The following is an 11199-nucleotide window of genomic DNA, read 5'->3' as shown; positions in this document are numbered from 1 at the left end:
GTAAAATCGCCGTTTTATTTAGGAGCTAGTTTTATGAAAAAATTCTATCGTCGCGACGAAATTTACGCGTTTTGCAAGAATGCTGCGTCTTTGCAAAAATGCGCTTTTTGCTTTGATCGCAGGCAAAATTTCGTGATTTTTGCTGCGCAAGATTTTATCTTTTGCGGTGAGCGAAATTTAAATTTTTGCGGCGTAAGATTTCATAGTGCAAAGCTTAGCTCGGTAGAATTTCACGACGCGGAATTTTACCTATTAAAATTCCATCCGTTGTGCCGCCACACCGAAAAAACCCACGAGGCGAAGTTTTATGGATCGAGCGAATTTCACAGATCGCATCACTGCGGCGAGAAATTATACGAAACGTGCGGTAACTATGCGGAATTTCACGGCTCGCATTACAGCGAGATGAAATTTTGCGGATTAGGACATCTTGGCACAAAATCTCACAGCCTGCATCATATTAAACGCATTAAAGCAAAATTTAGCGAGCCGTATCGCTGCAAGGAGATATCTGATGCCTTGCAGCATCGCAAAATCATGAACCTAAATTGTACTTCGCAGAATTTCAAATTGTGGAATTTTGCCCATTCAAATTTGCAAGGCTTTACCGCGCAAAATTCCAAGCCGCGTAATTTAGCTTTGCAAAATTCTAAATCTCAAAACTTTGCCTCGCGGAATTTTAAATCACAGAATTTCGCCCGTGCAAAATCGGTGATTTTTGATGTTTAATATCGTGTTAGTATATCCGCAGATCCACACAAACACCGGCTCCATCGGGCGTATGTGTGTCAATGCAGGGTGTCGCTTGCATCTGATCAAGCCGCTCGGATTTGTCATCGACGATAAGCATCTACGCCGTGCGGGGCTTGATTATTGGGCGAGCTTGGATCTTAAAATTTGGGAGAGTTGGGACGAGTTTATGGCGGCGAACGGGAAATTTAAGCAGCGCTTCTTTTTTGCGACGACAAAGACGAACAAGCTCTACTACGAGGCGAAATTTCAGCCGGGCGATTTTTTGATTTTCGGCTCTGAAGGCCATGGGCTGCCGCTTGAGATCATGCGCACAAACCGCGAAAACTGCATCACGATCCCGATGAGCGGGGCGGGGCGCAGTTTAAATTTAGCCACCAGCGTGGGCATCGTAACCTACGAAGCGATCCGCCAAAACATCGATAAATTTGACTTTAGGAGCGCGGTTTGCGAGTTTTAGCGCTACTTTTTGCGATGTTTTTCTGCGGCGCGAGTGCAGCGGAGCTGAAAATCGCATCGTTTAACGTGCAAAATTTATTCGACGGCGTAAACGACGGCACGGAGTACGCGGATTTTGAGATCGGGCGCGGAGGCTGGAGCGAGCAAAAATACGAGCGCAAGCTGCAAGAGATAGCGAATGAGATAAGCGCGCTTAATGCCGATATTTTGGGGCTGCAAGAGATCGAAAACGAAGCGGTGCTAAAAGCGCTTGCGCAGAAGGCAGGCTATAAATTCTACGCTTTTTCGCGCGCGCAGACTGCACCTGCGGGCGTGGCGGTGATGTCGCGCATACCGATAAAATTTCAAAAAACCTATCGCCCAGTAGAGCTTAAAACTAGAGATATTTTGCGCGCTGATTTTGCGCTTGGCGGCACTGATTTTAGCTTTTATGTCGTACATATGCTCTCTGCACGCAATCCGCTAAGCGAGCGCAGGCGAAATTTCGCTTTTTTACGCGAGGTTTTGCAAGGGCACCAACGCGCTATCATAGCGGGAGATTTTAATACGAATTTTGGGCGAAATTCTTTGCTAAACGAGCTTATCGAGCGCGATGGATTTAGCGATTTGTGGGCGCTGCATCCCTGCTCGCAGTTAAAGCATTTTAGCTCTTGTGAGTCTCATGAAAGCGGCGCGGTGCTCGATCATATCTTGCTTAGCGACGATTTTTTTAGTAGCGAGCCGGGATATAAAAAGGACAGCTTCGCGGTTGCTAAATTCTCTACCGTTTCCGATCATTTTCCGATTAGCTTCATTCTGACGAACGAAGGCGCTTTAAAATCTACGCCAAGAAAGCAAGAATTTTTAGCTAAAAATACCGCTAGCTCCGCAAAAACCGTCACGATAGAGGAGCTTTACGGGCGCATTATAAGCGAGCCTATGCTGATAAAAGGCGCAGTCGTGAGCTTTGCAAACCGCCACGGCTTTGCGATCTCCCAAGATGGAAGCGGAGTTTTTGTCTATGGCGGCAGCGGGCTACGGTTAGGCGATAAACTCGATCTGCTAGTAAAAAAGACGAAATTTTATAAGCAAAGCTTTGAGATAGACGATTTTGAGATCGTATCTAGAGGCGGCAACGTAGGCTCTATCGCGCCATACGTTTTGCCTAGCGTATCAGTGCGGCAGCTGCGCGCAGGAGATGTGATAAGAGCGATCAAAGGCGATGTTGAAGACGGCATAATTGATCTAAAAGGCGTGGGCGAGTTTAGAATTTTTCGCAAAAGCGCTCCTGTGCAAAACGGCAAAAATTTAGAATTTAAAAATGCCTATTTTACGATTTATAAAGGGCAAAAGGAATTTATAGTAGAATGATACATGCCGTTATAACCGCACTTTTCGTGCTTTTTATGATATTTATGATCGTAGGATTTAACCGCGAAATGATGGAGAAAAACGAAAAACGAAATCAACGAAAAAAGGATAAAGATGGAACTACTCATTGAGATTGGGGTCGAGGAGCTGCCTGCGATCCCGTTTTTAAAAGAGCGTGCGAATATCGCGTCAAAATGGCGCGCGGTGCTTGAGGCCAACCGCATAAATAGCGACTTTCGCTTTGAATTTAGCCCGCGTAGATTTGTGCTATTTCACGAGGATTTTCCGCAACGTGGTGATGATGCACAGATTGTAAGCACGGGTGCACCTAAATCCGTAGCGCTCAAAGACGGCGCGTGGAGCCCTGCAGCGCTAAGTTTTGCTAAAAAATGCGGCATAAGCGAAAGCGAGCTGGAATTTCGGCAGATAGGTGGCAAAGAGGTACTCTACCACGCTGCGGTGCAAAAGGGGCGCGATAGTCGTGAAATTTTGGGCGAAATGATAGAGGAGTTTTTGCGATCACTAAATTTTGGACGCGCGATGCGCTGGGGTAGCGGCGAGTTTGAGTTTATCCGTCCGATAAGAAGCATAGCTTGCGTTTTGGGCGGTCAAAACGTAGATTTTGAAATTTATGGCGTGCGAAGCGCGGCTGCATTTTTTCCGCACCGAAAATTTGGTTACGAAGCGATTAAATTTAAAGACGCCGCAGATTATTTCGCACTGCTGGAGCGTAACGGCGTAATTTTAAGCGAGCAGAAAAGAAAGGATAAAATTCTAAGCGAGTTTGCAAATCTCGAAAAAAAGCATGGCTTTAAGATCGAGGTCGATCCTGCATTGCTGGATGAAGTAACGGCGATCACCGAGTATCCGACTGCGCTGCTAGGCAGCTTTGAGCGAGATTTTTTAAGCGTGCCAAAAGAGGTTATTATCACTTCGATGAAAGAGAATCAGCGCTATTTTCCCGTTTTCGAGAGTAAAAGCCTAAGCAATCACTTCGTTGTCGTTAGTAATGCGATCACCGATGATGACGAGCTAGTGGTACGTGGCAATGAAAAAGTTTTACGCGCGCGCCTAAGCGATGCTATGTTTTTTTGGAAGAGCGATTTGCAAGCGGAATTTAGTCCTGAAAAACTTAAGCAAATTTCCTATATGCAAGCTCTTGGCTCAGTTTATGATAAGCAAGTGCGCGAGCTAGCCGTAGCAAGGGCATTGAGCGCGGATTATGCTACGCAGATTGAGGCGGAGATCGGTAAAAAGGATTTTGCGCTGGATATAGAAAATGCCGTAATGTTTAGTAAAGCAGATCTTAGCAGCACGATGGTGGGCGAATTTAGCGAGCTTCAAGGCATTATGGGCAGTTACTATGCCGCACACGCTGGACTAGCAGAGCATGTATGCCGCGCGATACGCGAGCAATATCTTCCTAGCGGCGAAGATAGCGAGCTGCCAAGCGGTGTATTTAGTAGCGTAATCGCTGTGGCGATGAAATTTGAAACACTCCTGGGGCTTTTTAGTATCAATAAAGTTCCAAGCGGTAACAAAGATCCGTATGCGCTTCGCCGCGCAGCTACGGGGCTAATTAAAATTTTACTAAATCAAAGATTGAGCTTTGATGCGAATGCGCTGGCGCAAAAGCTGGCGCCAAATTATAAGAAATTTGACATTTCTAAGCTGCTGGATTTTATAAAAGATAGGTTATACGGAATTTTTGACGAGATAAATCCGTCCGTGATTAAGGCGTGCATCGCAAGCGGCGAAAACGATCTATTACTACTAAGCAAGGCCATAAAGGCGCTGGGCGAGATCGCAGCAGCAGCGGATTTCGGGGAAAATTTTGCGACCTTTAAGCGCCTAGCCAATATCATCAAGGACGAAAAAATAGGCGCGGTGGACGAAAACCTATTCGAACACGACGCTGAGCGTGCGCTAAATGCGGCGTTCAGGGCGATTAAGCTCAACGGAAACGACGTGAGTGGGTATCTGCGCTCACTATTTGGGCTTAAAGGCGTGATTGATGATTTTTTCGATAACGTGATGATAAACGTCCAGGATGCCGCGATACGCGCAAATCGTATCGCAAATATCGGGCAAATTTATCGTGCGTTTTTGCAGTTTGCCGATATCAAAGAGATAGGATTTTAATACCGCTTAGAGCTCATTCACCCAAGGTTTGCGCGAACCTTGGGCAAAATTTTACCGCGCAAAGGAGCGCAAATGCTAATCATCAACGCAAAATTACCAACTAAAAATCTAAAAATCTCAAAATTTCTCTCGCAGCTGATTCAGGGCTTTCTTTATCGCTACCTGCCTGCTTCAGAGCACGTAGGATACAGGCACGAATCAAGCGGTAAAATTTTTAAACGCACGGTGTTTGATTTTATCTTGCGAGGAGAGGATTTGCGCGTGCGATTTGATTGGGTTTGATTATTAAAGATTTATTTTATGTCAATTTAACTTTTATTCATTAATACTCCACTATGCTAAATTTTTATTATCTAAATATTCCAGAACACTTACAACTTGAAATAAATTATAAAACTTTTCAGATCATTTGTTTTGCAGTGTAATAGTCTCGCTAGATAAGTTTTGCGATTTTCGCTTTTCAAGTTCTAAATGATCAAGAATTTTTATGAGTTAAATTCTATGCGACAATTTCTGTAAATTTTAAAATAGTCAAAGTACGAGTTGAGCTATGCAAAATTTTTTGATTCTTGCAATATTGATTTTACGTCTTGACTATTGCTATAAAAATTTAAGCACCGAAATTTTTAAAAATTCTGCATAAATTCGGTTGCTACTTTTGTCTTACGCTGGAATGGCTTTTGTATTTTTTAGTCGCTGTAGTTTTAAATTTAGGTGCAATTCTCTTGATAAAGCGCTAACTCGTGTAAGATCATAAAGCTTTTTGCTTTTTCTACGTAATTTTATAAAATTTTATGTTTATTTTATGCAGTATTCTGTATAATTCGCACGGATAAACGAAGTGTTTTGCTATTTTTACTTATGAATAACACGATTTTTATTCATTTTATACGATTTTATGTATAATTAACGAATAAATTTGTATAATTTTCATATGTTAGAAACGAGCGATATATTCAACATTTTGCACAATGCCGTCGAAGCTAAAAACAACGGCAAAAAGATCTCGCACGCCGCGATGGCGCAGAGGTTAGGCGTGTCGATGCGGACGTATCAGGACTGGCGTTTGGGCACAACCAAGCCGCAGGCAGCGACCGCGATATGCCAGATGTTGTGCGAGCTCGATAGCGACGACGCTGCGTTTGTGCTGCATAAGATAAAAAAACTTATAGGAGAGTAGGGTGCAAAACATTACTTTGCAAGAAAAGCTGGATCTGCAGGGCGTCTTTCGCGTGATTTATGAGAAAAAAGAGTCGAAATTCGCGATCTTTTACAAGGCGCTTTTGAAGAAATTTTTTAAAAATTTTAAAAAATAATTGACGGAGGCATTTATTTATTATACTTTATGTGACAAAGGCGGTAATATCCATTAAATTTAGATGATTTTTCCTTTTTATGACGACCACGCCGATATTCTTTGTTTTGTAGTTTCAGAGGATGCTAGCAAATTCTGCTTTATAAAAATTTTTCCATCTTTCTGCCTCTTCGGTATCATCTAATTTAATTTTAAATTCTAACTTTGGCACATGATCTTAAATTTGTAGCGTAAATTTAATTAAAATTAATGCAGATTTCCTTCTTCAACCTAGCTTTTAAGATACCTAGCGTGCATTTTTACAAATATTTTGGAATTTGCTACTAAATGAGTTGCATTTAAATCTATTTATATTGCGGCAAATATACAGTTCGTTAAAATTTTAATTTGTGAGTAACTCCAAAATTTCATTAGTAACCCATAAATTTAACATATTTAGTAGGCGAATTGAAACCGAATGAAATTTCATATAAGTGCCCCATATTGTATCATATCCCAGTCACAACTAATCTTTTTAATTTATAGCGAGATGAGAATTCTATCCATTTCTGCCACAAAAGGCGTATCGCGTAAACCTTAATAGGCTCACCGTCGATAGTTTCAATTCTCAATGGGATGGAAATCTACGCACCAAATCCCTATAAAAAGCGCCTTTATTGATGAGTTTCAATTCCCAACGGGATGGAATTCTACTGAATTGCCCTTATTAAATCCGTGCGAGCGTCTGAGTTTCAATTCCCAACAGGATAGATTCTGCATTTCTCAAGCGGTTTAAGAATACAACATGTTCATGTTACAATTCCCAATTGGATAGAATCCCAAAGATCTTGAGGTCACAATCATAGAATTCAATGCATTTCTATTATTAGAAAATAATTCCTAATGAGCAATTCCTAGCAAGCCTCCCTAGCAATTCTTAGTGGGTAATCTTCATTGGCAAGATTCAACCCTTTTTCTTATCCTTCTTGTTCTTGCGGGAGGGGCTTTCCAGCTTGCGCCAAGCCTCGCTTTTTTGGCTATCCTCCATTAGGACTATCTCCCTGGCGCCGTTTCGCACGAGGTTTGGATCCACCGCAAGCTCCTTCGCATCGATCTTTTCGGGATAGTCTATGCGCGAGAGTATGCAGCGGAAGGCGTTTAGCCGCGCAATCTTTTTGTCGTTGCTATCAAGGATCGTCCACGGCGCAAATTCGGTATTTGAAGCGAGCAGCATCGAGTATTTTGCGAGCGTGTATTGATTCCACAGCTCCTGCGATCTCGCATCCACCGGCGAGAGTTTATACTGCTTCAGCGGGTCGGTGCGGCGCGATTCGAAGCGCCTTTTTTGCTCCTCTTTGGAGACCGAAAAGTAAAATTTAAACAAAATTATCCCCGCACTTACCAAAAGCTCCTCAAATTTAGGCACTTGACGTAGGAAATCTTTATGTTCGGCGTGGGTGCAAAAGCCCATCACTGGCTCGACCATCGCGCGGTTGTACCAGCTGCGGTCAAAGATCGCAATCTCGCCGCCGCTTGGTAGGTGCGCGACGTAGCGCTGGAAGTACCACTGCGTCTTTTCGACGTTGCTCGGTTTTTCGAGCGCTACGATGCGGCATCCGCGTGGGTTTAGATGCTCGGTTAAGCGCTTGATCGTGCCGCCTTTGCCCGCCGCGTCGCGCCCCTCCATCAAAATCAAAATTTTTAAGCCTTTTTCCTTTACGAATTTTTGCAGCTTCAAAAGCTCGATCTGGTATCTCTCAAGCAGGGTTTCGTAGTCTTTGAACGAGATTTTTTCGTACTTTGAGCTTTTAAATTCTATCTCTTTCAGCGCTATTTCGCCCGTTTCGGTTTTGATCTCTTTGCTCATATCGCCTCCTAAAAATTTTAAGGAATTTTACAAAAAAGTTCTTTAGATTACACTATAAATTCATACTTATTACGTTAGAATGTAGGAAAAAATTTAAAAGGATAAAATTTGATCAGATCACTTATTTTGGCAGCGTTTTTTCTTTTAGGCTTGGGCGCCGAGCCCCTGAAACCCTCTGATGCGTTCAAGCTTAACGCGACGGCGCAAAGCGATAGCGTAACGCTAGGCTTTGATATCGCGGACGGGGTCTATCTCTATCAAAACGAGATAAAAATTTTCATCGGCGGCGCGGAGGTCACAAATTTAATAAATCTGCCCGCCGCGACCGAATACAAGGATTATAAAATTTATGAGGGCAAATTTAGCATCGCCGTGCCTTTAGGCCTCGTGCTTGCAAATGCCGCAGATAGCGATGATTTCGTGCTTAACGGCGATTTTTTGGGCTGCACGAAATCGGGCTTTTGCTACCAGCCGCAGCAGTTCGGCTTCAACTTCAAGCGCGTGGTGGAGGGCTATCAGATCAGCAAAATTTCAAACTCCGAGCTGAAAAAATACCGAAGCGGCGTAAATTCCGCGCAGATTTCTGCCGCATACAGCGCGCAGAGCGGGACTTCAAATTTTAAAAGCAATACCTTAGCTTCGGGCGAAGAGGCAAATCCTGAGACAAACTCGCATGCGGCGGGAAATTCCGCGGCAAGCTCGGCTGAAAACGCTGCTTTAAATTCCGACGAAGCTTCCACGCACAAAAATCCGCACGCAAATTCCATCTCCGAGCAGGATAAAATTTTAAACGTTCTTGGCGGCAAGAGCTTCATTGCCGCAATCACGCTGTTTTTCGGCTATGGCGTGCTACTCTCGCTAAGCCCTTGCGTCTATCCGCTCATCCCGATCCTCTCGTCGATCATCGTAGCGAAAACTTCCTCGAAGCCGAGCGCAAAAAAAAGCCTCGCCGTAAGCCTCGCGTATATTTTTGGGATGGCGAGCTCGTATGCGATTTTAGGGGCTTTTGTGGCGGTTTTCGGGCAAAATTTACAAGGCTTGCTGCAAACTCCGCCCGCACTGATCCTAACCTCGCTAATATTCGCCGCGCTTGCGCTTTCGATGTTCGGATTTTACGAGATTCGCCTGCCCGCGCGTTTTCAAAGCTTCTTAAATAGCAAAAGCGAAAATGCTGGCGGCCTGATCGGAGTTTTTTCGATGGGGCTTATCTCGGCGCTCGTCGTATCGCCGTGCATCTCCGCTCCGCTTGCGGGCGCGCTCGTTTACATCGCGGGCAGCGGCGACGTCTTGCTGGGTGCGGCGGCTCTTTTTGCGCTGGGGCTCGGAAGCGGTGCGCTGCTGCTTGTAGTTGGCCTCGGCGGCGCGCTACCGAGACCCGGAGCTTGGATGGAGGCGGTGCCTAAAATTTTTGGCTTTTTGCTGCTTTTTACGGCGGTGTGGATCTCGCGTACGCTCATCGGCGAAAATTTAAGCCTGTTGATTTACGCGGTTTTAGGCGCGATCTTCGCAGGATTTTTGGGGCTGTTTGACGGCGGCGCGGGCAGTATCAAGCGCGCTTTGGCTCTTGTAATCGCGCTGTATTCGGCGCTGCTACTCGCGGGCTTTGCCAGCGGTGCGAAAGATTTTTCCAGGCCGCTTGGTAATCTAATTCCGCAAAACGCGAGATATTTTGAGGGCGATTTGGGCGGCGAGGGCTTGCAAGCGGGCGAAATTTCTAGCGCTCAAAATTTTAGCGGCGCGCATTTTTCGTTTGTGCGCGATCTGGCGCAGCTGCAGGGCGAAATAGAAAATTCCAAAAAGCCCGTTATAGTCGATTTTTGGGCTAGCTGGTGCAAAAATTGCGAGCAGAGCGAGCGGGCGTTTGCAGACCCTGCGCTTGTCGGCGCGCTTGATAAATTTAGCCTTTTAAAGATCGATCTTAGCGAAGATAGCGAGCAAAATAGGGCGATAAAAGCGCATTTTAACGTATTCGGTCCGCCTACGATTCTGTTTTTTAAAGAGGGCGCGGAGATTGCGAACCTGCGCCAGATCGGCAGCGTAAATTCCGAAAAGCTGGCCGAAATTTTAACCGAAATTTAGTGAAATTTAGATAGATTTCAAACAAAATTTAGTTTTAAGGATTGCGCGATGATAAGCAAAAATAGGGCTACGAAAGAGACCAAAATCGAGCTTGAGCTGGAGCTTTACGGGCGCGGCGCGGCGCAGATACAAACGGGCATCGGTTTTTTCGATCATATGCTTAACGCATTTGCCAAACACGCATGGATCGATCTGAACCTGCGCTGCGAGGGCGATTTGCAGGTCGATTTTCACCACAGCGTCGAAGACTGCGGCATCGTGCTCGGAAGCGCGATCAAAGAGGCGATCTATCCCGCGCAAAACATCGAGCGCTTCGGCGATAGCGTCGTCGTGATGGACGAGGCGGCGGTTTCTGCGGCGCTTGATTTTTCCAACCGCTCGTTTTTGGTATTTGATTGTCCGAGCCTAAAGCGCGGCAAGATCGGCGAATTCGACGCCGAGCTCGTGGAGGAGTTTTTCCGCGCTTTGGCTTTCAACGCAAATTTTACGCTGCATATAAGCCAGATTCGCGGCGAAAATCTACATCACGTCGCAGAAGCCGCGTTTAAGGCGTTTGCCGTCGCATTTCGTCGCGCGATAAGTATCAACGAGCGCGTCGGCGTGCCTAGCACTAAGGGCGTTTTATAGCGGTAGAGGGGCGTTAAATTAAAAACGGAAGCTAAATTTAATAAATTTAGCAATTCGCGGTTTTTTAAAATTTTATCTGCGTTTAAATTTCGCTCTTGCCGCTCGCTTAAAATCCGCGAAATTCCACCTTTGCTAGAATGGATTTGCAAAGGCGCGCCGCTTGGCTGAAATTTTAAGCCATCGGCGTGCGTATAGGCTGTCTAAAATTTTGCGCTCGCATTGTGTCAAAATATCGCTTTGTGCATTAAATTTAAAGGTGAGATATGGATTCTTTCTCGATTTTTATTTTCCTTTTGTTCGCGCTGCCGATCGTTTCGTTTATTTGGTTCGTCGTGCGTTTAGTAAAATTTATCAGATCAAAAAACGAACCCGCGCGCCGCAGAAAGGATAAAATTTTTCTGATCCTCTCTGCGCTTGCGCTTGCGTGTTCCACAGGCGCGTTGGTCGGCTTTTTATGGCTGCTTAATAGCGCGCTTGCGCATATGTGAGGCACAAAATGAGCGATGAAATTTTTCAAAAAACGATCGCCGTAATATTTACGGCTTGGGCGATCAGCGTTTGTGCGCTAGTCGCAGCGGCGCTGTATCTGCATAGCAAATGCTCGATCATCTCCTATATTGCAAACTGAAAC

Annotated in this window: 12 protein-coding genes and 1 pseudogene; 12 read left to right on the top strand and 1 reads right to left on the bottom strand. The window is 45.0% G+C overall.

Translation table 11 applies throughout. The features are described from left to right. The first annotated feature begins 33 nt into the window (after positions 1–33). From KH703_RS05040 to KH703_RS05005, 8 genes and pseudogenes are all read left to right on the top strand, one after another. Positions 34–729, top strand: coding sequence for a hypothetical protein (locus tag KH703_RS05040; protein ID WP_304294662.1), 696 nt, complete (start codon positions 34–36; stop codon positions 727–729). Beyond that, the gene (locus KH703_RS05035) at positions 722–1210 is read left to right on the top strand and encodes a tRNA (cytidine(34)-2'-O)-methyltransferase (RefSeq protein WP_304294728.1); all 489 of its coding nucleotides are present in this window, start codon (positions 722–724) and stop codon (positions 1208–1210) included. Before KH703_RS05040 ends, KH703_RS05035 begins: the two co-directional genes overlap by 8 nt. After that, positions 1198–2559, top strand: coding sequence for an endonuclease/exonuclease/phosphatase family protein (locus tag KH703_RS05030; protein ID WP_304294661.1), 1362 nt, complete (start codon positions 1198–1200; stop codon positions 2557–2559). The genes KH703_RS05035 and KH703_RS05030 overlap by 13 nt, the downstream gene beginning before the upstream one ends. Beyond that, a complete protein-coding gene (locus KH703_RS05025; protein WP_291937682.1) occupies positions 2556–2690 on the top strand; it encodes a hypothetical protein in 135 nt (44 codons plus the stop codon). The genes KH703_RS05030 and KH703_RS05025 overlap by 4 nt, the downstream gene beginning before the upstream one ends. After that, on the top strand, positions 2674–4701 hold the full coding sequence (gene glyS / locus KH703_RS05020; protein ID WP_304294660.1) for a glycine--tRNA ligase subunit beta: 2028 nt from the start codon (positions 2674–2676) through the stop codon (positions 4699–4701). Before KH703_RS05025 ends, glyS begins: the two co-directional genes overlap by 17 nt. 72 nt (positions 4702–4773) lie before the next feature. After that, positions 4774–4971 (top strand): annotated as a pseudogene (locus KH703_RS05015) (CRISPR-associated protein Cas6); the annotation flags it as partial. 664 nt (positions 4972–5635) lie between these two features. Next, positions 5636–5881: a helix-turn-helix transcriptional regulator gene (locus KH703_RS05010; RefSeq protein WP_040303199.1), complete on the top strand. Its 246-nt coding sequence runs from the start codon at positions 5636–5638 to the stop codon at positions 5879–5881. Between the two features lies 1 nt (position 5882). Then, positions 5883–6017 (top strand): hypothetical protein, encoded by a 135-nt coding sequence (locus KH703_RS05005; RefSeq protein ID WP_005869088.1) that lies wholly within the window; start codon positions 5883–5885, stop codon positions 6015–6017. A gap of 942 nt (positions 6018–6959) precedes the next feature. On the opposite strand, the gene ppk2 is transcribed toward KH703_RS05005, so the two are convergent. Next, positions 6960–7862 (bottom strand): polyphosphate kinase 2, encoded by a 903-nt coding sequence (gene ppk2 / locus KH703_RS05000; protein WP_297896110.1) that lies wholly within the window; start codon positions 7860–7862, stop codon positions 6960–6962. 108 nt (positions 7863–7970) lie between these two features. Here ppk2 and dsbD point away from each other — a divergent pair, with 108 nt between their 5' ends. From dsbD to KH703_RS04980, 4 genes are all read left to right on the top strand, one after another. After that, entirely contained in the window at positions 7971–9941 is a 1971-nt protein-coding gene (gene dsbD, locus KH703_RS04995) for a protein-disulfide reductase DsbD (protein WP_304294658.1), read from the top strand. A gap of 48 nt (positions 9942–9989) precedes the next feature. Further along, positions 9990–10568, top strand: coding sequence for an imidazoleglycerol-phosphate dehydratase HisB (hisB, locus tag KH703_RS04990; RefSeq protein WP_304294657.1), 579 nt, complete (start codon positions 9990–9992; stop codon positions 10566–10568). Positions 10569–10831: 263 nt separating this feature from the next. Then, entirely contained in the window at positions 10832–11056 is a 225-nt protein-coding gene (locus KH703_RS04985) for a hypothetical protein (RefSeq protein ID WP_304294655.1), read from the top strand. A gap of 8 nt (positions 11057–11064) precedes the next feature. Further along, positions 11065–11196, top strand: coding sequence for a hypothetical protein (locus KH703_RS04980; protein ID WP_304294653.1), 132 nt, complete (start codon positions 11065–11067; stop codon positions 11194–11196). The last annotated feature ends 3 nt before the right edge of the window (positions 11197–11199 follow it).

The organism is Campylobacter gracilis, from assembly GCF_018374135.1.
Classification (GTDB): Bacteria; Campylobacterota; Campylobacteria; order Campylobacterales; family Campylobacteraceae; genus Campylobacter_B; species Campylobacter_B gracilis_A.
The sequence above is the reverse complement of the archived record's forward strand: the minus strand, read 5'-3'. Positions and strand labels throughout refer to the sequence as shown.

Excerpts from the sequence above, each read along its gene's own strand:
- KH703_RS05010 (WP_040303199.1), top strand. The coding sequence starts at position 5,636 with ATGTTAGAAACGAGCGATATATTCAACATTTTGCACAATGCCGTCGAA.
- KH703_RS05035 (WP_304294728.1), top strand. The coding sequence starts at position 722 with ATGTTTAATATCGTGTTAGTATATCCGCAGATCCACACAAACACCGGC.
- ppk2 (WP_297896110.1), bottom strand. The coding sequence starts at position 7,862 with ATGAGCAAAGAGATCAAAACCGAAACGGGCGAAATAGCGCTGAAAGAG.
- KH703_RS04980 (WP_304294653.1), top strand. The coding sequence starts at position 11,065 with ATGAGCGATGAAATTTTTCAAAAAACGATCGCCGTAATATTTACGGCT.
- KH703_RS05025 (WP_291937682.1), top strand. The coding sequence starts at position 2,556 with ATGATACATGCCGTTATAACCGCACTTTTCGTGCTTTTTATGATATTT.
- glyS (WP_304294660.1), top strand. The coding sequence starts at position 2,674 with ATGGAACTACTCATTGAGATTGGGGTCGAGGAGCTGCCTGCGATCCCG.
- hisB (WP_304294657.1), top strand. The coding sequence starts at position 9,990 with ATGATAAGCAAAAATAGGGCTACGAAAGAGACCAAAATCGAGCTTGAG.
- KH703_RS05040 (WP_304294662.1), top strand. The coding sequence starts at position 34 with ATGAAAAAATTCTATCGTCGCGACGAAATTTACGCGTTTTGCAAGAAT.
- KH703_RS04985 (WP_304294655.1), top strand. The coding sequence starts at position 10,832 with ATGGATTCTTTCTCGATTTTTATTTTCCTTTTGTTCGCGCTGCCGATC.